The sequence below is a fragment of the Acinetobacter sp. 8I-beige genome (genome assembly GCF_902505955.1).
GTDB lineage: Bacteria > Pseudomonadota > Gammaproteobacteria > Pseudomonadales > Moraxellaceae > Acinetobacter > Acinetobacter johnsonii.
On sequence record NZ_LR732790.1, the window covers coordinates 1,647,553 to 1,671,927 of the forward strand.

Genomic DNA, 24,375 nt, shown 5'->3' on the forward strand with positions numbered 1-24,375 from the left:
CATGAGTATTCAAGTTAAAAATATTGAAAAACACTTTGGTGCGTTCCATGCGCTGAATAACATTTCTCTCGATTTTCCTGATGGTCAATTGGTTGCATTACTCGGCCCATCAGGCTGTGGTAAAACCACCCTGCTTCGTATTATTGCGGGACTTGAGTCCGCAGATGGCGGTCAAGTCATCTTAGAAGGTGAAGATGCAACCAATGTACACGTACGTGAGCGTGAAGTTGGTTTTGTATTTCAGCACTATGCCTTATTTCGCCATATGACCGTATTTGACAATATCGCCTTTGGTCTCCGCGTTCGCCCACGTGCAACACGCCCATCTGAAGCTGAAATTAAAAAACGTGTCACACGTTTGCTGGACTTAGTCCAATTGGGGTTCTTGGCAGATCGTTACCCAGCACAACTTTCTGGCGGTCAACGTCAACGTATTGCTCTGGCACGTGCTTTGGCGGTTGAACCACGCGTACTGTTACTAGATGAGCCTTTTGGTGCTTTGGATGCAAAAGTACGTAAAGAGCTCCGTCGTTGGTTACGTACTTTGCATGATGAACTTCATATCACCTCAATCTTTGTAACGCATGACCAAGAAGAAGCTTTAGAAGTCGCGGATCAAATCATTGTGATGAATAAAGGGAACGTCGAGCAAATTGGTTCTCCCCGTGAAGTTTATGAAAAGCCTGCAACGCCTTTTGTGTTTGACTTCTTAGGTCAAGCGAACCGTTTCGAAGGTCAAAATAACGCAGGGACGATCCAAATTGGTGAAGACCGCATTCAATTAGACTCTTTACGCAATGCGCCTTCGGGTGACGTGATTGCCTTTGCCCGTCCAGATGAATTACGTATTCATGCACAACCGCAAGACAACGCCATCCAAGCAACGTTCGTACGAGAATTATGGATCGCGGGCAAAGTGGTTGCAGAACTCCATGATCGCCAAGGCAAACTGATTGAAATCTCACTGACTTCTGAAGAAGCAAAATTACACCAATTTAGACCTAATCAAACGGTATGGTTAAGCCCATCAAACTTGCATTTATTTGCAAAACCTGCGGCTTAAGACCAATTGAATGGGGCATGTTGAATGCCTCATTCATCATAAAAGAGATCCAAGACTATGAACTTTCAACAACTCAGAATTATTCGAGAAACGGTGAGACAAAACTTCAACCTCACCGAAGCCTCTGCTGCACTGTATACCTCTCAGTCAGGCGTCAGTAAGCACATCAAAGACCTAGAAGATGAATTAGGCGTACAGCTTTTTATTCGCAAAGGGAAACGCTTACTCGGTTTAACTGAACCAGGTCAAGCACTACTGGGCATTGTTGAACGCATGTTGGTCGACGCGGACAATATTAAACGTCTTGCAGATGATTTTAACCGTGTCGATGAAGGTACCTTGACGATTGCGACTACACATACGCAAGCGCGTTATGTACTACCGCCGATTGTCAATCAATTCAAAAAAGAGTTTCCAAAAGTTCATCTTATTTTGCAACAAGCCAGTCCTGTTGAAATTACCGAAATGCTTCTGCAAGGTGAAGCTGATATTGGTATTGCAACTGAATCACTGACCACAGAAGATAATCTGGCTAGCGTGCCGTTCTATAATTGGCAGCACAGTATTATTACCCCACAAAATCATCCACTGGCAAACAAACAAAATATTAGTATTGCAGACTTGGCGGAATATCCACTGATTACCTATCACGGCGGTTTCACAGGCCGTTCAAAAATTGACAAAGCTTTTGAAGATGCAGGTGTGGATGTTGACATCGTAATGTCTGCTTTAGATGCCGATGTCATCAAAACCTATGTTGAACTGAATATGGGCGTTGGTATTGTCAATAATGTGGCGTATGACGTCGAACGTGACTATCGTTTAAAACAAATTCCAACTGATATTTTTGGTCTCAATACCACATGGATTGCAGTGCGTAAAGGTCACCTCCTGCGTGGTTATGGCTATGAATTTATCTCGTTGTGCTCACCAGATGCAGACATTAAAGCACTGAAAAGAGTGGCATATCCTGAAGACTAAACCATTCTTATTCTAAAAAAGAGGCCTCCGTGCCTCTTTTTTATTTTTAAACCCATATACTTTAAATGGACATAGTGTATTATTTGATCAAACGATAAAAATACTAGTGAGCAATAACAGTGAATAAAAATCTGTTGGGCTCTCCATTACTTTGTTTATGTTTCTATTCGTCGGGATCATGCTTTGCTGCTGCTTTTGAACGTTCAGGTCAAACGATACAACTCTTTTTTGAACATGGAAATTATGCAGAAATTTCTTTGGCTTATATTGATCCAGATATTTCTGGCCAAGTTCAACAGGTCGAGACACTACAACAGTTTGGCATCACTGACTTTTCAACAGGCAATTTAAGCAATGAACAAGTAATGCTGGGAGCTGCATTAAAACTACAACTAAACCCTCAGTTCAAATTTGCTGTCATTTATGACCAGCCTTTTGCTGTAGACATCGATTATCGCTATCGCCCAAAGATTTACGGTGAAAGTTATGAGGTTGAATCTGCCGATATCGACTTTGAAAGTCATAATCTCAGCTCGCTTTTAGGCTACCAATTCAACCCACAATGGGAAATCTATGGCGGTTTAAGCTATCAAAGCTTTGCAGGCTCTTTAAAAGCGAAAGGTCAGGCCTATTCTGTGTTTGATGGCTATGATGCCGAGTTTAAACAAGATGAAAGCTTGGGCTGGTTAGCAGGTATTAGTTATCAAATCCCTGAATATTATTTTAGAACATCTTTGACCTATCGCTCTGCGATTAAGCATGAAATCACCACAACAGAGTCTATCGAAGTCGGCGTAGATACACCCAATGTGATGGAAGTGAAAACACCACAATCGGTAAACCTTGATTTCATGACAGGACTCCCCTATCAAAATATCTTGTATGGGACGCTACGCTGGGTAAATTGGCAAGACTTTGTCATTCAGCCACCCAAATTTAAAGCTGTGATCGATTATATTGCGATATTTTACCCTGAAGCCAAAGACGTCAAACTTATTCAGTACAATGAAGATCAATGGTCTGCAAAACTCGGCTTAGCACACGTATGGAACAAAAAGTGGCTGAGTACTATGGAACTGCTCTGGGACTCGGGGATTAATAATCCTGCATCTACCCTTAACCCAAGTGATGGTTATCAAGGCATTGGCCTAGGCAGCATGTACATATATAACGCTCAGTTCGATGTTGCAGCAGGTCTTTATTATTTGCGTTTTAATAAATCCAAAACATCTTCAGACTCAAGCCCACTGGCAAACATTACAGGACTTTCTGCGCTGAATGACAATGATGCATGGATCTTTGGACTCAAATTTGCGCATCACTTTTAAAGACTTTAGCTAAAATCAGACATAAAAAAAACGAGCCGAAGCTCGTTTTTTTTATGTGTTAATTACCAATGGTAACTTACACCCAATTTTGCAACTGGCATCCACTCATATTTATCATCGTTACGGATTTTGTTTTCTTCAGCAGCTAAATCTCTGTCAAAATCAGCGCCATTCACGTTTACAAAGTTACCTTTCGACGTTAAGTTTACAGATGGGTTGCCTGTATAGTAAGCACCTACTTCACCAAATACACCCCAGTTTTGATTAATCTTAGGTGCCAAACCTAAACCAACATAGGGAGCAATATTATTTTCGTAACCCATTTTTCCTGAAACTTCACCATTAAAGTTATAGTTGTTACCATTTACTTTAATCGTACCATCACTTGAGCGCTTCTTCAGGTCGTACTCAGAATCGACATAACCTACACCAGCAGCAACATATAAACCTTGAGCCCAACGATTTGTACTTGTACCCCATGGACGAACTTCAGCATTTAAATAAGCTAACTTATTGTCCATATCCGCATCGTATTTTGTACCATTAATTGATACATCATCAGTCCATGAAATGTCACCACCGTTGTAACCTAAAGCTAAACCCACATATGGGTTAGCTGTCCACAACAAAGCACCGCCATAACCTGTTGTACCAACTTCAGCACGAACACCAGTAGGAATTAATTTATTCTGGTCAAAAGCATAACCATCTTTTACGACTGCATCATCAGCAAAAGCTGTACCTACGACTGCTGACATTGCTGCTGCGATTGCAACTAAACGTAATGATTTCATGTTTTTTCTCCTCCAATTAAAGATTTTTTTACATCATTTACAATTTTTTGATGAGCCCATCTTAAAACACCCTCTAACTGTTTTTTATTCTAGATTTGGGCTGTTTTTGTTATTTTTTGATACATTTTATACTTTCTTGTTGTTGTAAATCGCAATTCTTTACTTAATGCCTCTACTCAAACAGCTCTAAAAGTCTTATTTCCAATCATTCATTATTATTTCCGATCCTATGCTGTTTTTTCATCTATTCTCTGCACAATTTAGTGTAAAATCAGGAAAATTTTTTTTCTGGAAGGAAGATCATGTCTCAGCTTTCAACAATTATTGAACAAGCGTTTGAAGACCGTTCGAATTTTACAGCAGCGGACTGTCCTGCTGAAGTTCGTGCAGCAGTTGAAGAAGTCATTGCTGGTTTAGATAACGGGACATTACGTGTTGCTGAAAAAATTGATGGTGAGTGGGTTGTTCATCAATGGGTGAAAAAAGCTGTGCTTTTATCATTCAAACTAAATGACAACAAACCAATTGAGTCATGTGACCTTCAATTCTACGATAAAGTAGATACCAAATTTACAGGTTGGACTGAGGAACAGTTTAAAGCTGCTGGCGTACGTGTTGTTCCTCCTGCGGTTGCACGTAAAGGTTCTTTCCAAGCGAAAAACGTGGTGTTAATGCCTTCTTATGTAAACATTGGTGCATATGTTGACGAAGGCACCATGGTTGACACATGGGCAACTGTTGGTTCATGTGCTCAAATTGGTAAAAACGTTCACTTATCTGGTGGTGTAGGAATTGGTGGTGTTCTTGAGCCACTTCAAGCAAACCCAACGATTATTGAAGACAACTGCTTCATCGGTGCACGTTCTGAAATCGTAGAAGGCGTGATCGTAGAAGAAGGTTCGGTAATTTCTATGGGCGTGTTCATTGGTCAATCGACTAAGATTTTTGACCGTGCAACTGGCGAAATTCACTATGGTCGTGTACCAGCAGGTTCTGTTGTAGTTGCAGGTAGCTTACCTTCTAAATGCGGTACTTACAGCCTGTATGCTGCAATCATCGTGAAAAAAGTAGATGCACAAACACGTTCTAAAACGAGCTTGAACGATTTACTACGCGACGAATAATTTTTAGTTGTCGTGCGGAACTCAAGTTCCTCATCTCTACGGTTAAGACTAGCCGTAGAGATTTTTGTTTTTCTAACCTGTGGTTTAATTTTGCTATGAATACGCTTCGATCTTCTGCTATCCCTGTTTCTGATCCTTCTGCGGGTCTACGTATCACGGAGATCTTTTATTCTTTGCAAGGAGAAGCCAACACCTCAGGACTGCCAACAGTTTTTATTCGTTTAACGGGTTGTCCACTACGTTGTACCTACTGCGATACGACCTACTCGTTTGAAGGTGGCGAACGTCAATCTTTAGATCAGATTATTCAAACCACGCTTGATTTTAAAACCCCTTATGTCTGCGTGACAGGTGGTGAACCCCTTGCACAGCCCAATGCATTACCTCTAATGCAACGTCTTGCAGATCTTGGCTGTGCAGTCTCTTTAGAAACCAGTGGCGCTTTAGATGTGTCTAAGGTTGACCCACGTGTTTCAAAAGTATTAGATTTGAAAACCCCAACTTCAGGTGAAGTTGCACGAAATTTGCTTTCGAATCTCGACCATTTAACCCAGCACGACCAAATCAAATTTGTAATTTGTAACCGTGAGGATTATGAGTGGTCAAAACAGCAAGTTGAAGACTATAAACTCAATGAAAAAGTCAGCACAGTATGGTTCTCTCCTGCTTTTGCCGTTGAGAAAGGTGCTGCTCGTTTACCTCAACTTGCGCGTGACTTAGCGCAATGGATATTAGAAGACCATCTCCCTGTTTGCTTCCAACTCCAACTCCACAAGTTGCTTTGGAATGACGAAACTGGTCGCTAATACATTGCCTATTCATCTTTAATTTATATTTGGAGAAAGTTGTATGCGCCCTCGTGCCATAGTTTTGTTATCTGGCGGTTTAGACTCAACAACTTGTTTAGCATGGGCGCAAGCACAGTATGACTGTACAGCGCTCAGCTTTATGTATGGTCAACGCTCAACCACTGAGCTCGATGCTGCACGCGAACTTGCGAAAAAAGCAGGCGTAGAACATCGTGTCATTAATATCGACTTAGGTAATTTGGGTGGTTCTGCGTTAACAGACCATAGCATTGATGTTCCAGATCATGAACAAGTCGGTATTCCTGTAACTTATGTTCCAGCACGTAACACGATTTTCTTATCTTATGCCCTAGCAGCAGCAGAAGTTTTAGATGCCGAAGCCATTGTGATTGGTATTAATGCTGTTGATTATTCAGGGTATCCTGACTGTCGACCTGAATTTATTGAGGCATTTGCCAACATGGCTCGCCTTGCAACCAAGGTTGGCGTTGAAGGAAAACCTCTTAAATTTGAAACACCTCTGTTACATTTATCCAAAGCAAATATTATTCGCTTAGGTATAGAACATGGCGTAGACTATAGTCAAACGGTGTCTTGCTACCAAGCAGATGACCAAGGACGTGCTTGTGGGAAATGCGACAGTTGCCGTCTTCGTAAAGAAGGTTTTGCAGATGCTGGCGTAGCAGACCCAACGCGTTATATACCGTAACGACAAGGTACAGTTTATGAAAAATTTAAAATCAAACATTTTGCTTTCTACATTGGTGTCTGCAGCTGCATTGTTCGCTACAGCTTCAAATGCTGCTGAATCGAACAAATTACAAGAAGCGTATAAAAGCAGCAATGTAAAATCGGCATTGATTAATGTTTGTAAAGAAGAAACTGCAAAAAGCAAAAAGCTTAGTGCAGCAGAAGTAAGCAAATACTGTACTTGTGCAGTTGAAGCTGATGGTAAGTTGACCAATGCACAAAAATGGGAAATCCAAAGTGCGATCAACCAAAAGAAAAGCCCGTCTACTTTAGCTTTTGTACAAAAGCAAAATAACGACTTACAAACATGTTTCGGTCCACAGTTAACAGGTAAATTAAAATCTTTAACTGAAGAAGCAATGAAAGCTGCTCCGAAAAAATAATTCACTGAATGTGAATGAAGCCTGCTCTATGCAGGCTTTTTTATATGTTCAAAATAGATAGAACTTGAAAATATGCTCACCCAATGGAATACACGCGCCCAAAATCGCAAATTTGTTGCGTCATATAGTGGTGGAAAAGACAGCAGCCTTGCTTTATACCAAGCGATGCAAATGGGTGAACCTGTTGCATTAATTGTCATGTTAGAAGAGCAAGGTCTGAAATCACGCTCACATGGAATGTCTCTCGATATTATTCATGCACAGGCAAAAGCAATTGGACTTCCCATCTACAGTGCCTCTGCGACATGGCAAGACTATGAAAACCAGTTCATTCAACTGTTACGAAAAGCTCAAGCTCTTGGAGCAGAAAGTTTAGTCACAGGTGATATTGATTTAATGGCACATGCTGAATGGAATCAATCCGTTTGCGATAAAAGTGAGCTCAGTTTATGTATGCCATTGTGGCAACGTCCACGTTCAGACATTGTGCATGAGCTTATTCAGCTTGGTTTTCAAAGCATCATCGTTACGGTCAACTTAAACTTAGGCATGAAGGCTGAAGACTTAGGTCAAGTACTTAGCCTTGACTATGTAGATGAACTTGTTGCAAGAGGCATTGATCCATGCGGCGAAGCGGGTGAATTCCATACCACGGTGATTGATGGCCCAATTTTCAAACATCCACTTTCAGTTGTTAAAGGTGATATTCTGTATCACGAAAATTATGCCTTTTTACCACTTGAATTAGAACAATGCGACATTTAAGGATAGAACATGACTGATACGATCCAACTTCCAAATCAGAACTTTCCAGCCACAACAGGTGAAGTGAACTTAACTGAAGTGCCGACTGAGTGGCTGATTGTGTACTTTTACCCGAAAGATTCAACGCCAGGTTGCACCACTCAAGCCGTTGGTTTTTCATGTTTAAAAGATCAGTTTGATGCCCTACAAACCACAATCATTGGTGTTTCCCGTGACTCGGTTAAAGCACACCAAAATTTTACAGAAAAGCAGGCTTTAACCATTAATTTAATTAGCGACAAAGAAGAAGTGCTGTGTAAACACTTTGATGTGATTAAAGAAAAAAATATGTATGGTAAAAAAGTGATGGGCATTGAGCGCTCAACTTTTATTTTTCATAACGGTAAGTTGGTTAAAGAGTATCGTAAGGTAAAAGCTGCGGGACATGCTGAACAAGTTTTAGAGGACTTAAAAGCATTACAGGCTTAATGTACATCAGCCCGCAAATGCGGGCTTTGTTTTGTATGATTTTTTATTTCATAGATTTATTGTACGCGCTTTTTATTTCACAAGCAGTGAAATGGCGATTCCCCACATCACCAGCGCGATGATCCCATCCAGTACATTCCACGCTTTCGGATTGGCAAAAATGGGGATAAGCACACGAGCACCATAGCCCAAAGCAAAGAAAAACAACCAAGATGCACACACAGCCCCTAAAGCAAAGTACGCAGGTTGCTCAAACTGTGTTGAAATAGAACCCAGTAAAATAACCGTATCTAAATAAACATGCGGATTAAGCCAAGTCAGCGCCAAACACAGCAAAACAATATTCACTAGATGATGCTTTTCAATGGGACTTGCCTCCAAGCCCTGCTGTGATTTAAATGCCCGTAGCAAATGTTGAAATCCATAACAAAATAAAAAAATTGCCCCTGCCCATTTGGAAAACTGAATAATTTCAGGATAGTGCTGAAGCACTTTTGAAAAACCAGAAACGCCCAAGACAATTAAAATCGAATCCGACAGTGCACAGACAAAACATACCCAAAAAACAAACTGCTTTTTAAGCCCCTGTTTTAGCACAAATGCATTTTGAGCCCCAATGGCAATAATAAGGCTCATCCCAACTGCAAGCCCTTGTACATATGTACTTAACATTTTGACTTTTCAACTTAATTGATGATGTCAGGATTATCTTTCATTTTTAATTAAATTAAGTATTATTTAGAAAATATCAATATAACTAAAATATTTTTAGTTTAAAGTGAGTCCCGATATGCTGAATCATAAACAGTGCGACGCATTTTTAGCAGTGGCAGAAACAGGAAGTTTTGACCTTGCTGCTGAACAGCTATGCATTACTGCTTCTGCCGTCACTTTACGCGTACAAAGCCTAGAAAAAAGCTTCGGGCATTTACTGATTGTGCGGGAAAGACCTTGCCGCCCGACACAAGCAGGTCAATCGCTGCTACATTATTTGCAACATAGCCGACTGTTAGAGCAAAGTTTCATTCAGAACCTCACAGGTCATATGAACACCTCTGCTTTTTATCAAATCAACATTGCAACCAATGCCGACTCCTTAGCGACATGGCTGTTGCCCTTGCTACAGTCAACATTAATTGAAAAAAAGATCGTGGTGCATTTTCAGGTCGATGACCAATCACAAACCCATCACTTACTTGAAGCCGGTTTGGTGAATGCCTGCGTGACAGATGAATCACAAGCCATGAAAGGCTGCGTAGCGGAATACATTGGCGATATGAACTATCGTTTTGTCGCCACGCCAACTTTTGCGCAGCAATGGTTTAAACAAGGTGTCAACCGAGAGTCTCTACGTACAGCCCCTGCACTGATCTTTAATGCAAAAGACCAACTCCACACCGCGTATATCCAACAAAAGTTTGGACTCAATCCAACTCAATATCCACATCACTTTATTCCATCTTCCAGTGCATTTTTTGATGCGGTTACGATGGGACTCGGCTATGGTTGGTTGCCCTATTATCAAGCCAAACCGCGTTTTCAGGATGGCTCATTGGTTGAGTTAGATCCTCAACTTAATATTGATTTACCTTTGTATTGGCATCATTGGAAACAGCAGTCGCTGCAGTTAAATCTGCTAACAGATCTCTTGATTGAACAGGCTCACGCAGCGATGAATTAATAAAGCCCTGAATATAGGTCTTTGAGATCATAGAGTCTCTATTGCACTTTCCACTGCCCCGACAGTTGAATATTCACTTTTTCGCCTACACCGCCAATGGCTTTTTTCATGCCAAAGTCACTTCGGTTAATCACGGTAGAGGACTGGACATCCAGTAGATTGGTATTATTGGCACTCGGTTTTAAGGTCGTGCTAAAGCTAACAGGCTTGGTAATGCCGCGAAGTGTTAAGTTTCCAACAATATTATATTGACCATCACCCAAATCTTTAAAACTGGTACTTTTAAAGCTAGCAGTTTTGTACTTGGATGCATAAAACAAATCTTCACCCAAAATCATATTTTTCAGTGAAGGTTTACTCAAGCTTAGGCTATTTACATCCATGACAAAATGCGTCGAAGCATGCTGTGGTGCTTTGGCATCAAACTGCATACTGGATTGCACACGATTAAACTTAGCTCTTACAACAGTCACACCCAAGGATTTAATTTCAAAGCCTACATTACTCTGAGGCGTCAATGTCCATGACTGGGCTTGCACTTGAGTACTGAATGCAAATGTAGTACCTGCAATCATCAAAGCATTTCTAATGACCGCATGACTTACAATCTGTTTCATCTGTTGTTTTCTATCCATTGAACACGATCCTCGTCGAAATATTTTTATTCGACTGAGAACCTTAGTCTAAATTGGATGAGTCCTGAGTTAAAAATTTGTGTTGTAACTGTTTATATATTTCACTTTGTTGGAATTTATGTAAAAAATCACTGGTTCCCAGTGGAAACGCCTGCTCTAAAATATCACCTCGATAATAAGCTTCTCGAACAGGTGTTGCAGACATCGCATCTTGTAGGCTATCGAGTTCAACCATTTGCCATTCAGGAAAAAGCTGTAAATAATAGGAGGAATCATCTTTAAAATGGCCAATGAGTCCAACTTTAGAATCAGGTGTGACTACATGATTCACTAATTTTTTTACCAATTGCACCCATTTAACATCATTATAAACATCAATTACATGTACAAAGTGAATCCGTTTTTGATGTGCTTCTGAAAAGTTCGATAAAATCATTTCTTCACGTTCAGATGCTAAAAATGGATTTTTCGTATTTCGTTCATTTTGCGCAGAGCCTAAAGCCAAAATTACATTTTGACTTTGCTCTAAAGCAATCTTAATGGTTTGCATATGCGCCAAGTGAAATGGCTGGAAGCGACCAATGAATACGAGATAATCAAATGTATATGGCATAAATCTTTTACTTTTTTATGAACTGGTCAGTTGTGTCGATCATAAAATTATGCGACATAATGAGCCCATAAAATTAAACCAAACTTTCTAGCAAGGATAGTACGATGACACTGAGCTGTATTCAACAACCTCATCAACATTTGAATGCAAAATTAGACAATGGCGTACTGACATTAGCCATTCACCGTCCTGAAGCAAAGAATGCGTTGTATGGCGAACTTTATTTATGGATCGCAAAAGCTTTAGATGAAGCAGATCTAGACAATAGCGTTCGTGCTGTCATTCTACGTGGTGAAGACGCGGACTTTACCGCGGGCAACGACATGCAGGATTTCATGAAATCTGCTGCGCAAAAAGGTCAAGCACCTGCGGCAGAAGGCCCTCCATTTATTTTACTTAAATCTGCGGCAAAGTTTTCTAAACCGTTGATTGCGGCTGTACGTGGTGTGGCGATTGGTATTGGGGTAACAATCCTGTTACATTGTGACTTGGTTTATAGCGACAATACTGCTCTATTCCAGATTCCATTTGTTAGCCTTGGTTTATCTCCAGAAGGTGCTTCAAGCAAATTATTGGTAGAACAAGCAGGTTATCACAAAGCTGCTGAATTACTGCTGACCGCTCAGAAGTTTGACAGTCCAACTGCAGTTGCTGCAAACCTTGTCAACAGTATTGAAGATGATGTGTATGCTACAGCAGCTAAAAAAGCAGCACAATTGTCTGCTTTACCTTTAGCCTCTTTAGTGCAGTCTAAGGCATTGATGAAGCACAATGTAAATGAAACTGTGGCTTGGATTGATCATGAAGCTGAAATTTTCATGGATCGTGTCGGCTCTCCAGAAATGATGGAAGCTGTATCAGCATTTATGCAAAAGCGTAAACCTGATTTCACCCAGTTCAACTAATCATTGATCGTTGAATGACTAAAAACCACTGTGTTTCATATTACACAGTGGTTTTTTTATTTTCCGTCCCAACATATTTAAAAACCCATTCGGAAAACTTCTTATGTCAAATACTACAGAAAAAAAGCGTTACTTTGAGCCTGCGCCACAAGACATCGATGTCGAAAATTTTAAAAAAGTCATCCAAAGCCGCCGTTCGGTTCGCAAATTTACCAAGAAAGAAATTCCAGCTGATGTGCTTGATGACTGTTTAGATTTGGCACTGCTTGCGCCCAACTCATCTAACTTACAGCCTTGGACTTTTTATGTGGTGCAGAATCCCACTAAGAAAAAACAGCTAGTCAAAGCTTGCCTAAATCAGCTTGCGGCAAAAACGGCATCCGAACTGATCGTGTGTGTCGCGCGTACAGACCGTAATGATGAAATGGCAAAACGCAACATTACAGAGTTCCCTTTTCCTGAAGCGCCTGCGGCTGTACAGAAATATTATAAATTCATTCCTTATAACTATAAGACAGGTTACTTAAATACACTGGGTAACTTTAAGAAAGTGGCTTTCAAAATTGCACGTAGCTTAGATAAACAACTGCCTGTAACTGCATTTAATCAAGCGGATGCAAAACTTTGGGCAAGTAAAACCACAGCTTTAGCTTGCGAGAACCTAGTGCTAGCTTTACGTGCTTATGGTTTTGATAGTTGTATGATGGAAGGTTTTGATGAGCCTTTGGTGCGTAAACTGTTAAATCTGAATGATCAGCAATACCCTGTGATGGTGATTGGTGCAGGTGAGCGTGCAGAAGACGGTGTATTTTTCCCGCAGTACCGTTTTGATCGTGAGTTATTTATTCAGAAGGTTTAATATTAGCTTTCTCAATGGAATCCTTTCATTAAAGTTTTAATTTCAGGATTAACCTTCGGTTCGACCTACTTTTCTTTCGGGAAAAGTAGGCAAAACCATTGTCATTCGTAAAACTAGTTCTATTCCGTCGTTTATCTATTTAGTCGCAGAAACTTTATCTGATCAATTAAGTCCTGCCTCAAACCGTTGCGAATGCCGTTAACGTGTATCAAATATATTTTCAAGTTCATCATTAAAGTACATCGACCATCTGAATAAACTCAAAAGCGGGTTCTTCATAGGGATGGCTTAATGTTAAAGCCTTTGCCACAGCAGAAGCCTTTCCCTCTGGAACAATGGTTTCCACCCGCCACTCTGGAATTCGCTCCAAAGCATCCAACTCACCTATAAATGGATTTGCGTCTTTTACAGGTTTAAATTGGCCTGTGCCTAAGACCTGCCAAGCACAGTGTTCATAATTCCCTATACCACCTGCTCCTGCTTCAAAAATCGCAAGTTTGGTGGATTCAAGATGAGATTCGGGGACATAGTAGATGAGTTTGAGCATAGCGCTTTAATGTAGATTTTATTAATATCACATCAATCATATTGATCGACAGCACCTATGTCTAATAAAAATATTGCCCGTGAACTTGCTTTAACAACAACTGAAAATTTAGCAGATGAAATTATCTTTAAAACAGCCAATACTCTGCTAGAAGACACAATTAAATCTATCCCTTTTGCATCTTTAATTACAGGTTCAATTGAAAGCTATACTAAATTTCGTACTTTGAAAGAACAAAAACAATTATTAGCTTTTATTCAAGAAGCAGAAAATATAAATGTTGGGTTTATCGAAAAGTTTTTTAAAGACAAAGACAATTTAGAATTAGGCATTGAAATTTTAGGAATACTTGATCAAACCTACCTAGAAAAACAAGCAAGAATGATAGGTCGTGCTTCTATACTGTTTAAAAACCTTAGTATTTCAAAGCGAATTTTTGATAAATATGCATATATTATTACTAGATTAAATAGCCATTTAATTTACCTAATAGAGGAAATTTACACCATAGAAACCAATCGTGATGATCCTGAATTCGAATATGATATTAAAAATCCCAATATGGAATTAGTAAACTTTGGTTTTTTAATTGAGGTACCGTCACAACTTTATCCTGGTTCAACACAAATTTCTCAATTTAAAAAGACCAGTGACTTTTACTACTTTTATGAAAACATTTTCAAAGACTAAATTCAATCACATGACGTGCGACATGGATGTCGCACGTTAGACTGTGGGACAGGACGTCCCATCAGTCTAAAAAAGGGCTTTTGTTACTTTTCGTCCATGAAAAGTAAAATCATATAGATATAAATTTTGTTTAAAATTACGCCAACTAAAAGTGCACTCTATTTTTCTATATAAAAGTAAATTCAATAAAAAAACCGCCTCTTTGAACTGCACCCCGAAAGTTAGACACTCTCATCTAATTTGAAGGGTTCAGTTCACATGGCGGTTTTTTAATTATCAAAATCACATCTGCAATGCATAACCCAAAATCAAAAAGATCAATTGCAAGCTCAAAATCACAGCAAACAACTTCCATCCTTTTTTACGCAATGCAGACTTATCCACTGCTTCGTATGTAACTGTTTTAATCATGTCATCACCTCATACATGAGTGTTGATACTGAAATTGTTTAGTAATCCATCTTTCTTTTATTTTGCACGATATTTGTGCATTTATTACACAATATCACTTTCACATAAATATAAAAGCAAAATCTAAACCAACTTCAACGGGAGAAATAAAAATTTAAAAAACAAAAAGACAATTCAATAAAAAAGCCACCCGAAGGTGGCTTTTCAAAACACAGACTTCAGATTAACCAATGAACTTACGTGCATTACGGAACATACGTAACCATGCACCGTCTTCCGTCCACTCTTCAGGCTTCCAAGAATGCTGTACAGCACGGAAGTTACGTTCAGGGTGTGGCATCATAATTGTTGCACGACCATCTTTCGATGTGACACCTGAAATCGCTTCTGGTGAACCATTCGGGTTCATTGGATAGTGTTGAGTTGGATTCCCTTGACTATCGACATAACGCAAGATCACTTGATTACCTGCATTTAATGCCGCTAAGTTATCCGTGCTTGTCACCACACGACCTTCACCATGTGCAACTGCGATCGGCAGGATTGAACCCTCCATACCTTCTAACAATACAGAGTTCGATTTTTCAACACGAACGTTGACCGCACGCGCTTCAAACATCTCAGAAGTGTTACGGTGGAAACGCGGCCAAGCTTCAGCACCCGGAATCAGTGGAGCCAATTGCGACAACATTTGACAGCCGTTGCAAATACCAAGAGAGAACGTTTCGTCACGGTTGAAGAATTTTTCAAATTGGTCACGAAGTTTTGGGTTGAACAAAACTGATTTCGCCCAGCCACCACCAGCACCCATGACGTCACCGTAAGAGAAACCACCACATGCCACAAGACCTTCAAAGTCATCTAGGCTGATACGACCTGCGAGCAAGTCGCTCATGTGCACATCTACAGTGTTGAAACCAACTTTGTCGAATGCCGCAGCCATTTCAACATGACCATTTACGCCTTGTTCACGTAAGATCACCATGTTTGGACGACGTTCGTTGATGTACGGCGCTTCGATTGGCTCATTCAAATCAAATGTTGGTTTTGCAATAATACCAGCATGTGATTTGTCCGTGATCAATGCAAATTCTTGATCCGCTGTTTCTACGTTGTCACGTAGACGTTGGATTTGATGTGACACTTCAGTCCACGCCACTTGCAAGTCTGCACGTTCAAGCACCAAGCCATTTACCGTCAATTGATCGGTGTTGTTTACCGTACCAATCACCGCAATTGCATCGCGTAATGTAGATGCCGCAACTTCGTCTGCAAGTGTTGCCCAATCAGACGCGCTGATTTGAAGCACTGCACCAATTTCTTCTGCAAACAGGCTTTCAGTTGATTGATCTTCTAAAGCCACACCGAGACGTGCCGCAAACATCATTTCCGCAACAGTTGCAAGCAAACCACCATCACCAATGTCGTGGTAAGCCTTAATTAAGCCACGGTTGTTCCAGTCTTGAACCAAGGCAAAGAATGCTTTGAAGTCGTCAAAACTATCTACATCTGGTGTCACTGAACCAATCGCTTTATAAACCTGAGCAAGGATCGAACCACCTAGGCGGAACTGACCTTTAGAAAGATCAATACGGACAAGTACTGATTCTTCATTTTTCAATTCAGGCGTTAAGGTTTTACGTACATCAGTCACAGGAGCAAAGGCTGTGATTACACCTGACATCGGTGAAGTCACCGATTTGTCTTCGCCTTCATCATTCCAAGTCGTACGCATTGACAATGAGTCTTTACCCACTGGAATTGCAATACCGAGTGCAGGACACATTTCCATACCGATGGCTTTTACACCTTCGAATAAAGCTTGGTCTTCACCTTTTTGCCCTGCCGCCGCCATCCAGTTTGCAGACAATTTAATGTCACTGATCTGGTCGATTTTTGCAGACATAATATTCGAGATCGACTCTGCAACCGATAAACGTGCAGATGCCGCAGGATTTAACAAGGCAACAGGTGGACGTTCGCCCATCGCCATGGCTTCACCTGTATAACCTTGTAAGCTTGTTGTAGTCACTGCTGCATCTGCAACAGGAACCTGCCAACGACCTACAAACTGATCACGTGCAACCATACCTGTAATTGAACGGTCACCAATGGTGATCAAAAATGATTTCGATGCAACCGTTGGGTTTTTAAGTACACGGTAAATGGCATCTTTCAAATCTGTGACTTTAGATGCATCAAAGTCGTCGCCTTGACGTTCAATCGTTTCATACGAACGGCTCATACGAGGTGTGCCACCGAGCATGACTTGCATTGGCATATCCACGGCTTTGTTATCAAACAATGGATCGTTCACCGTCAATTGACGCGCTTCTGTTGCTTCACCTAAAACAGCAAACGGACAACGTTCACGTGCACACAATGATTCAAATAATTCTAAAGAACTTGGACGAATCGCCAACACATAACGTTCTTGCGCTTCGTTTGACCAGATCTCCATTGGAGACATACCCGGCTCAAGTGATGGAATCTTACGTAAATCAAGAATCGCACCCAGTTCGTGGTCATTCACCAACTCAGGCATTGCGTTCGAAACACCACCTGCACCCACGTCATGCACGGACACGATTGGGTTGAAGTCTTCCATACGCCAGCATGCATCAATCACTTCTTGGCAACGACGTTCCATTTCAGGGTTTTCACGTTGTACAGAAGCGAAGTCTAGGTTTTCACCGAGTTTACCGCTGTCCACAGAAGATGCCGCACCGCCACCAAGGCCGATCAACATTGCAGGGCCACCGAGAACGATCAGCAAGTCACCCGGTTGAATCGCATCTTTTTCCACGTGGTCTGGACGGATGTTACCGTAACCACCAGCAATCATGATTGGCTTATGGAAACCTTTCACATCACCATTTACATTTTGTTCGAAAGTACGGAAGTAACCATTTAAAGCAGGACGACCAAATTCGTTGTTAAACGCAGCACCACCCAATGGGCCTTCAATCATAATTTGAAGCGGAGATGCCATACGAGATGGTTTACCGTAGTTTTCTTCCCAAGGCTGTTCAAAGCCCGGAATATTTAAGTTTGAAACCGTAAAGCCTGTTAAGCCTGCTTTTGGTTTACCACCACGACCTGTTGCACCTTCATCACGAATTTCACCGCCCGAACCAGTCGCAGCACCCGCAAAAGGCGCGATCGCTGTTGGGTGGTTATGCGTTTCCACTTTCATCAAGATGTGGGCAGCTTGGCTCTTGTATTTATAAACGTGGTGACCCGTCGCTTCATCTTTCTTCGGATAGAAACGCTGAGTATCAAAACCAACGATCACCGAAGCATTGTCTTTATATGCCGACAATACATCTGTTGGTGATTCTTTATAGGTGTTTTTAATCATTTGGAACAATGACAATGGCTGTTTTTCACCGTCAATGGTCCATTCAGAGCCAAAGATTTTATGACGACAGTGCTCAGAGTTTGCCTGAGCAAACATCATCAGTTCGATATCGTGCGGATTACGGCCGAGCTTGTTAAAAGCAGCAACTAAATAATCAATTTCTTCATCAGAGAGTGCAAAGCCAAACTCAGAGTTTGCCTTCACTAAAGCGTCTTTACCCTGACCTAAAATGTCGATTGCATTTAAAGGCTTTGGTGCAGTTTCAGAAAACAATGCAGCCGCGTCTTCAATTTGATTGAACACACTTTCAGTCATACGGTCATGTAAAACTTGTTTTACTGCATCCGATACTTCAGAAATACCTTTTAAAGTAAACAAAACACCGCGTTCTAAGCGGTGTATCGGGGTATTACAGTTGGCAAAAATATCCGTTGCCTTTGATGACCACGGCGAGATTGTGCCTACACGTGGTGTCACAAGGACTTGAACTTCATCACTTGTCGCTTCGCGAACTTGGAAGGTTGCGCCATCATTTAATAGCTGCAAAGCAGATTGCTGTTGTTGCTCGTCGAGCGCTTGGTCGAAAAGGTAAACCCATTGGCTTTCTATTGATTGAACAGAACTAATAGACGATAGACGTGTTAAAAGTTGTGTTTGCTTAAAAGAAGAGTGTGCAGGTGCACCGGCAACGATAAACATGCTGTTTTTGGCTCCACGGGCAGGTCTAGACAACCTACCTCAATGTGACTTGAAGAGAGCGCATATTCTACTGCGTATTGCCAAAATCAGCTAGTCGTCTACGACTTAAAAAAGTGAGATTTCTTTGTTTTAAAAGATCAATTTACTTTGACTTTAAAAATCAAACATGATTAGTAACAAATGTTTTAAGGGATAAATTTCAAAGATGCCCGACTTTTAGGCTTTGATTCGGTTCTAAAAACCATTGTTAATTGATATTCAAGCTACGAATAAAGAAGTTTATAGCCTCCTTGAGAACTGACGTAACTGTATTAAGATGTTCTATTGATGAAAATTTAATGCTGCAAAAATTAAAAGACAACTTATGTCGCAGCCCTCTAGAGCTCGTCACACTTTTTTGGCATGATGAAGCCAATAACTCACTGAATAATGATAAATGATGCAAATGCGTTGGTTGGAACTGCTCTCAACAGTTCGTATTGGAAGTAAAAAACAAAATACCGAATTGGCACGTAGCCCATTTCACAAAGATTATGATCGAATTATTTTTTCCCAAAGTTTTCGCCAACTGAACCGAAAAACCCAAGTCCATCCACTGACTCAACACGATGGCATTCACACCCGTTTAACGCATTCGCTCGAAGTCTCCTGTATTGGACGCTCTCTTGGCATGCTCGCAGCGGAAAAAATCAAAGATGAACTACCAATGTGGATTTCCCCTGCCGATGTTGGAGCCATTATTCAAGCGGCTTGTTTAGCACATGATATTGGGAACCCACCGTTTGGTCATGCAGGTGAATATGCCATTCGTGAATGGTTCGACGATGCATCACATGGAAACTTTTTAGAGAAACTTTCCCCAGAAGAACAAGCCGATGTGCGTCAGTTTGAAGGAAATGCCCAAGGTCTACGCTTACTGACTAAAATTGACTATCACCCTAATGATGGTGGCATGCGTCTGACCTATGCAACACTGGGCGCTTATTTAAAATATCCGTGGCTATCGAAAACCATCGAATCACAAGGCAATACTCCTGCCAGTAAACGTGCCAAATTTGGCTGCTATCAGGCAGAAAAAGAAATCCTGCAACAAATTGCAGAGCAACTCGGACTGATTCAACTGGGTGAATACCATTATTGTCGTCATCCGCTGACTTATTTACTTGAAGCAGCAGATGATATTTGCTACGCCCTGATTGATCTTGAAGATGGCATCATTTTAAACATGTTGTCTTATGAAGAAGTTGAACCGATTTTTTTAAGCTTACTTGGTGAGTACAGCGCACCAACTGAACTGTCGATGCCAGATACGACTTGGCAGCAAAAAATTGCAGCCCTGCGCGGGCGCGTGATGAAACGTCTGGTTGAAGAAGTCACATCGGCTTTTGCTAAACATCATTTTGAAATTTTAAGTGGACAACTGGCTGGCAGCTTACTGCAATACTGCGCTGCTGATATTGAGCTAGGCATTAACCGTGCAAAGGATTTAGCACGCGATAAAATATTTGAACACCCGCAAAAAGCGGGTTTGGAAATTATTGCCCATCAAAGCTTACAAAACATTTTAGATGCCTTTATTCCGCTCACTACACCGCATAAAACATTGAGCTTTAAAGAACAACGCTTAATGGCGATTTTATGTCGTTCTGGTGCGCACTTTGGCAGTAACCACTACGAAAACATTATGCAGGTCTTAGATATTATTTCTAAATTTTCAGACCACCAAGCGTATAACTTGTCTCAAGAGTTACAAGGCAATAAGGCAGGATTAATTTAAATAAGTCATCAACATCCAGTTTGATGATAAAGCCATCAATCCGAACTCAATTTTCCGTGAGCCTTTTGCCTTTCTGCGCAATGCTCACTACTATGCAACCATTGATAAAAAAGTGAATCACACAACATGATCGGATGTCTTATTGGTGAAGTCTTCGCACTAGAAGCACCCACCGTACTTTTAAATGTAAATGGTGTTGGTTATGAAATTGATACACCTCTCACCACATTTTGCCAGTTACAAAAAGGCCAGAAAATCACCTTATGGACGCACCTTGCCGTGCGTGAGGATGCTCAACTGCTCTATGGTTTTCTACATCAACAAGAAAAAATCATTTTTCGCACCCTATTAAAGGTCAACGGTGTCGGCCCTAAAATGGCTTTAGGTATTCTTTCCACACTCAGTGTCGATATGCTGATTCATACTGTTGAACATGAAGATATCAATACCTTGGTTAAAGTACCGGGCGTGGGTAAAAAAACTGCTGAACGCCTCATGATTGAATTACGTGATCGCTTTAAAGCGATGTCTTCAGGCACAGTACCAAGCAACTCAACCGTTGAACAAATCCAGTTCACAGGCAACTCTGCCGTTGCAGAAGCCGAAGCTGCATTACAGTCTTTAGGGTACAAACCTTTAGAAGCACAGAAATTGGTCAATGCTGCAAAAGGTGATTTTACTGAAGCGAGCGACATCATCCGTGCTGCACTTAAGTCGATGAATAAATAATCCCAATAGACACACCAATACACCTAAATTGGATACACGAAGGCGACATGGATGTCGCCATGTTGGATTGGGATATAAGGACATATCCTCAATCCAACACAAGATTTACTTGCGGACTTTTAAATATATTTAAAAGCCCTCATTTTGATCTTTCAAAAGTAAGGCAATGCCTACACAATGGTACCTAAACACAAATCATAATTTGAGGCTGTGCCTCGAAAGTTCAGCCAGAGATTGATTTAACTATATGCAAGACCGTCTCATCGGTGGTTCCGAAAAACCCGAAGATCATATCGACCGTGCTATCCGCCCGACCTCACTCGATGACTACATCGGTCAGCCCGTGGTTCGTGAACAAATGGAAATCTTTATTGGCGCAGCACGTGGTCGCGGTGAAGCCCTTGATCACACCTTAATTTTTGGTCCACCGGGACTGGGTAAAACCACACTTGCCAATATTATTGCCCGTGAAATGGGGGGAAACCTCAAGTCGACGTCTGGCCCCGTATTGGAACGTGCTGGGGACTTGGCAGCCATGCTGACCAACCTTGAAGAAGGTGATGTGCTGTTCATCGACGAAATCCACCGTCTTTCTCCCGTGATTGAAGAAATTCTTTATCCAGCCATGGAAGACTACCAACTCGACATTATGATTGGTGAAGGTCCTGCGGCGCGTTCAATTAAGCTCGACTTACCCCCTTTTACTTTAGTTGCCGCAACCACACGTGCTGGACTCCTCACCTCTCCTTTACGTGACCGTTTTGGTATTGTGCAACGCCTTGAGTTCTATTCAGTCACTGACTTGACGCATATTGTGACTCGTTCAGCCAATTTGATGGATGTACCTATTACGCGTGAAGGTTCAGCAGAAATTGCACGTCGTTCGCGCGGCACACCACGTATTGCAAACCGCTTACTACGTCGAGTTCGTGACTATGCGCAAGTCAAAGGTACTGGTGAAGTGACACAAGACATGGCTCAGCGTGCCCTCGATATGCTCAATGTCGATAAAGATGGTTTAGACACTTTAGACCGTCGTTATTTGAGTATGTTACTTGAACGTTTTGATGGCGGCCCTGGTGGTGTAGAAGCTTTGGCAGCAGCGATGGCTGAAGACTCAGGTACATTAGAGGACGTGATTGAACCGTATTTGATTCAACAAGGTTATGTGATGCGGACAGCCCGTGGCCGTATTGCCACCAATATGGCGTATTTGCAGTTTGGTATGACACCGCCTGAACCAAAAGAAAAATGATTGAAAAGGGAGTGAATCTCCCTTTTTCTTACTGATTTAAAATAATTTGAAGTCACTTAGATAAAGACATATAAGATATTAAAAATTGAATTGATGATCAGATTATCCTAAGTATGTTTATAGCTGTCATGTTATACACCGTTATAATTATTAGGTTCGACAATAAAACCCTGTACGACTTTTTTTTGCTTTTAATTGAATGATTTTCCAATCCTGCAAATGAACACTTTGAGATATAGTAGTAACACGAGCTCTCATTTCAGGCTTCAAAACAAATTCCTGTTTACATTCACGTGCTATTGGATTTTCCGAATCTCCACATGTAATTAAGGTAAGTACCTTTCCTTTTTCATTTTTTTCAACATATAAATCATCTATATCGTATAAAGCATTAGACCCCGTATTTATAGCTATTAATTCCTTATTTCGTTTCACCCATTTAGGATGAGGAATATATTTCTGTAGACCATATTCATACTCATCACTAGGCAAATATATATCCCTAAAATTGAATTCCTCTAAATGTTTTTTTGATGTTATTTTTGTATCCAACGTTGAATTGATTAATTTCGTTGATAAATCGCCATTATAATGCCTATCTGCATATACACTTACACTTAGCCAATGATTATCAGGCAAGTTAATTTCTGCATTATATTGTTCGCTTGAATAAGGTGATGCTTTATAATAATCGACTAAAACCAATCCATCGGTATAACGCATATCAAACCCAAAGGCCTGAATTTTAGATTGATAGGTCCGCGTCTTGCGTTTATATTTCTTACCTGTTACGAAACCTGAATTATCGTCATATTCAACCCAAGGTGCTTCTCTACCAAGGTTAACAGGCTTCCCTCCTAAATCGCCTACACTATAACGTGCGCCATATTGGTCGCGTGGTGTTATAAACTCTTGAGTTTCTAGTTCTTTATTATAGTCACAAGCTATTAATATAAATGCGCTAAGGGTTATTCCTAAAAGCTTCTTTGCCATAAAACAACTTTCTCTTATTTTTTTATGTTAGTTAGTAAAGACTATGGACTTACCTTTTCCACTTCACTAAACAAGCTACATGTCTGATTTACATACTTCACCATGTCGAATATCGGAATTCAGAATATATCTGAATTGTGCAAGATACTTAAACTAGCCTTACTCTGAATCTTGTTCAATTTACATCACCCTCACCTCTTCGACCAGCATTAACTCACACGCCCCATTTCCTGTGTCTGTCCGACTCAGTGAACTGCGCCATGTCCAACCATCAGTCGATTTAACTTCAACCAGTTGCCCTTTTAAATAAACCATGTCGTCTACATCAATATCTGCAAGTTTTTGTGCAACAACTTTATTGGCTGGGATCAAATGCGTATTGGCACTACTCGACGCAATGTCATTTACTGGAATGGGTGGATTGTTCTCATAACGCCAATAATACCAACGATTACTTTGTGTAATAAATAGTTGCTTATACACCTCTGGCTTCGCCATCTCATTCCAACCTAAAGCAAAATCAACAGGACTCAGCTCTGCTTCACGACCCATCCTATAGTTTTCACGCGCCAAGACACGAAACTCTCCTACATATGGTTCTAAGGAAGTAATTGTGTAGCCTTCAACGTGCTGTACATTTTCAGTCGGTGAATATAACTCTAAACTTCTGCTTCCTTGCTCAGGTTTAAGCCAATATGTCCACAGCGCAAATGCCACAGCCAAAATAAGCAGCAGCTTAAAATAACCATTCATTC

Annotated in this window: 25 protein-coding genes; 16 read left to right on the forward strand and 9 right to left on the reverse strand. The window is 40.8% G+C overall.

What is annotated here, in order from left to right; translation table 11 throughout:
* The first annotated feature begins 1 nt into the window (after position 1).
* The 3 genes from GVX98_RS07880 (at position 2) to GVX98_RS07890 (ending at position 3,372) form a co-directional block, all read left to right on the forward strand.
* Positions 2–1,063: a sulfate/molybdate ABC transporter ATP-binding protein gene (locus tag GVX98_RS07880; RefSeq protein WP_004693820.1), complete on the forward strand. Its 1,062-nt coding sequence runs from the start codon at positions 2–4 to the stop codon at positions 1,061–1,063.
* Positions 1,064–1,120: 57 nt separating this feature from the next.
* Complete coding sequence (locus GVX98_RS07885) at positions 1,121–2,044, forward strand: CysB family HTH-type transcriptional regulator (protein WP_159127744.1); 924 nt, start codon at positions 1,121–1,123, stop codon at positions 2,042–2,044.
* A gap of 119 nt (positions 2,045–2,163) precedes the next feature.
* Complete coding sequence (locus GVX98_RS07890) at positions 2,164–3,372, forward strand: outer membrane protein transport protein (protein ID WP_159127745.1); 1,209 nt, start codon at positions 2,164–2,166, stop codon at positions 3,370–3,372.
* A gap of 62 nt (positions 3,373–3,434) precedes the next feature.
* Here GVX98_RS07890 and carO read toward each other — a convergent pair whose 3' ends face one another.
* Positions 3,435–4,166 (reverse strand): ornithine uptake porin CarO type 4, encoded by a 732-nt coding sequence (gene carO / locus GVX98_RS07895; RefSeq protein WP_159127746.1) that lies wholly within the window; start codon positions 4,164–4,166, stop codon positions 3,435–3,437.
* Positions 4,167–4,468: 302 nt separating this feature from the next.
* Between carO and dapD the strand changes: the two genes are divergently transcribed.
* From dapD to GVX98_RS07925, 6 genes are all read left to right on the forward strand, one after another.
* Positions 4,469–5,290, forward strand: a complete 822-nt coding sequence (dapD, locus tag GVX98_RS07900; RefSeq protein ID WP_159127747.1) for a 2,3,4,5-tetrahydropyridine-2,6-dicarboxylate N-succinyltransferase — start codon at positions 4,469–4,471, stop codon at positions 5,288–5,290.
* A gap of 95 nt (positions 5,291–5,385) precedes the next feature.
* Positions 5,386–6,096: a 7-carboxy-7-deazaguanine synthase QueE gene (gene queE, locus GVX98_RS07905; RefSeq protein WP_004980577.1), complete on the forward strand. Its 711-nt coding sequence runs from the start codon at positions 5,386–5,388 to the stop codon at positions 6,094–6,096.
* A gap of 43 nt (positions 6,097–6,139) precedes the next feature.
* Positions 6,140–6,808 carry a 7-cyano-7-deazaguanine synthase QueC gene (gene queC, locus GVX98_RS07910; RefSeq protein WP_004980579.1) on the forward strand — a complete coding sequence of 223 codons (669 nt, stop codon included), beginning with the start codon at positions 6,140–6,142 and terminating at the stop codon, positions 6,806–6,808.
* Between the two features lie 16 nt (positions 6,809–6,824).
* Positions 6,825–7,232 (forward strand): hypothetical protein, encoded by a 408-nt coding sequence (locus tag GVX98_RS07915; RefSeq protein WP_004980581.1) that lies wholly within the window; start codon positions 6,825–6,827, stop codon positions 7,230–7,232.
* A 72-nt stretch (positions 7,233–7,304) separates the two neighbouring features.
* Positions 7,305–7,997, forward strand: coding sequence for a diphthine--ammonia ligase (locus GVX98_RS07920; protein WP_159127748.1), 693 nt, complete (start codon positions 7,305–7,307; stop codon positions 7,995–7,997).
* 9 nt (positions 7,998–8,006) lie between these two features.
* The gene (locus GVX98_RS07925; protein WP_004693838.1) at positions 8,007–8,465 is read left to right on the forward strand and encodes a peroxiredoxin; all 459 of its coding nucleotides are present in this window, start codon (positions 8,007–8,009) and stop codon (positions 8,463–8,465) included.
* A gap of 72 nt (positions 8,466–8,537) precedes the next feature.
* Here the strand turns inward: GVX98_RS07925 and GVX98_RS07930 are convergent, their stop codons facing one another.
* Positions 8,538–9,137 (reverse strand): LysE/ArgO family amino acid transporter, encoded by a 600-nt coding sequence (locus tag GVX98_RS07930; protein ID WP_004980584.1) that lies wholly within the window; start codon positions 9,135–9,137, stop codon positions 8,538–8,540.
* A gap of 118 nt (positions 9,138–9,255) precedes the next feature.
* Here GVX98_RS07930 and GVX98_RS07935 point away from each other — a divergent pair, with 118 nt between their 5' ends.
* Positions 9,256–10,146, forward strand: coding sequence for a LysR family transcriptional regulator ArgP (locus tag GVX98_RS07935; RefSeq protein ID WP_159127749.1), 891 nt, complete (start codon positions 9,256–9,258; stop codon positions 10,144–10,146).
* A 38-nt stretch (positions 10,147–10,184) separates the two neighbouring features.
* Here the strand turns inward: GVX98_RS07935 and GVX98_RS07940 are convergent, their stop codons facing one another.
* Positions 10,185–10,781, reverse strand: a complete 597-nt coding sequence (locus GVX98_RS07940) for a YceI family protein (RefSeq protein WP_159127750.1) — start codon at positions 10,779–10,781, stop codon at positions 10,185–10,187.
* Positions 10,782–10,824: 43 nt separating this feature from the next.
* Positions 10,825–11,394, reverse strand: coding sequence for a nicotinate-nicotinamide nucleotide adenylyltransferase (locus tag GVX98_RS07945; protein ID WP_159127751.1), 570 nt, complete (start codon positions 11,392–11,394; stop codon positions 10,825–10,827).
* 104 nt (positions 11,395–11,498) lie between these two features.
* Between GVX98_RS07945 and GVX98_RS07950 the strand changes: the two genes are divergently transcribed.
* The gene (locus tag GVX98_RS07950; RefSeq protein ID WP_159127752.1) at positions 11,499–12,299 is read left to right on the forward strand and encodes an enoyl-CoA hydratase-related protein; all 801 of its coding nucleotides are present in this window, start codon (positions 11,499–11,501) and stop codon (positions 12,297–12,299) included.
* Between the two features lie 103 nt (positions 12,300–12,402).
* Positions 12,403–13,158, forward strand: a complete 756-nt coding sequence (locus tag GVX98_RS07955; protein WP_159127753.1) for a nitroreductase family protein — start codon at positions 12,403–12,405, stop codon at positions 13,156–13,158.
* A 232-nt stretch (positions 13,159–13,390) separates the two neighbouring features.
* Here GVX98_RS07955 and GVX98_RS07960 read toward each other — a convergent pair whose 3' ends face one another.
* Complete coding sequence (locus tag GVX98_RS07960; RefSeq protein ID WP_159127754.1) at positions 13,391–13,705, reverse strand: NGG1p interacting factor NIF3; 315 nt, start codon at positions 13,703–13,705, stop codon at positions 13,391–13,393.
* Between the two features lie 57 nt (positions 13,706–13,762).
* Here GVX98_RS07960 and GVX98_RS07965 point away from each other — a divergent pair, with 57 nt between their 5' ends.
* Positions 13,763–14,395: a hypothetical protein gene (locus GVX98_RS07965; protein WP_159127755.1), complete on the forward strand. Its 633-nt coding sequence runs from the start codon at positions 13,763–13,765 to the stop codon at positions 14,393–14,395.
* Between the two features lie 282 nt (positions 14,396–14,677).
* Here GVX98_RS07965 and GVX98_RS16985 read toward each other — a convergent pair whose 3' ends face one another.
* Positions 14,678–14,806 (reverse strand): KGW motif small protein, encoded by a 129-nt coding sequence (locus GVX98_RS16985; protein ID WP_004693854.1) that lies wholly within the window; start codon positions 14,804–14,806, stop codon positions 14,678–14,680.
* A 223-nt stretch (positions 14,807–15,029) separates the two neighbouring features.
* Positions 15,030–18,866 carry a phosphoribosylformylglycinamidine synthase gene (purL, locus tag GVX98_RS07970; RefSeq protein WP_159127756.1) on the reverse strand — a complete coding sequence of 1,279 codons (3,837 nt, stop codon included), beginning with the start codon at positions 18,864–18,866 and terminating at the stop codon, positions 15,030–15,032.
* Positions 18,867–19,302: 436 nt separating this feature from the next.
* On the opposite strand from purL, the gene GVX98_RS07975 reads away from it, so the two are divergent.
* From GVX98_RS07975 to ruvB, 3 genes are all read left to right on the forward strand, one after another.
* On the forward strand, positions 19,303–20,643 hold the full coding sequence (locus GVX98_RS07975) for a deoxyguanosinetriphosphate triphosphohydrolase (RefSeq protein WP_062034676.1): 1,341 nt from the start codon (positions 19,303–19,305) through the stop codon (positions 20,641–20,643).
* Between the two features lie 126 nt (positions 20,644–20,769).
* Positions 20,770–21,372, forward strand: coding sequence for a Holliday junction branch migration protein RuvA (gene ruvA / locus GVX98_RS07980; protein ID WP_125280477.1), 603 nt, complete (start codon positions 20,770–20,772; stop codon positions 21,370–21,372).
* Between the two features lie 247 nt (positions 21,373–21,619).
* Positions 21,620–22,627 (forward strand): Holliday junction branch migration DNA helicase RuvB, encoded by a 1,008-nt coding sequence (ruvB, locus tag GVX98_RS07985; protein WP_087010806.1) that lies wholly within the window; start codon positions 21,620–21,622, stop codon positions 22,625–22,627.
* Positions 22,628–22,777: 150 nt separating this feature from the next.
* On the opposite strand, the gene GVX98_RS07990 is transcribed toward ruvB, so the two are convergent.
* Both GVX98_RS07990 and GVX98_RS07995 read right to left on the reverse strand, forming a co-directional pair.
* Complete coding sequence (locus tag GVX98_RS07990; RefSeq protein ID WP_228716275.1) at positions 22,778–23,620, reverse strand: hypothetical protein; 843 nt, start codon at positions 23,618–23,620, stop codon at positions 22,778–22,780.
* A 180-nt stretch (positions 23,621–23,800) separates the two neighbouring features.
* Positions 23,801–24,373 (reverse strand): hypothetical protein, encoded by a 573-nt coding sequence (locus tag GVX98_RS07995; protein ID WP_087010802.1) that lies wholly within the window; start codon positions 24,371–24,373, stop codon positions 23,801–23,803.
* Between the last annotated feature and the right edge of the window lie 2 nt (positions 24,374–24,375).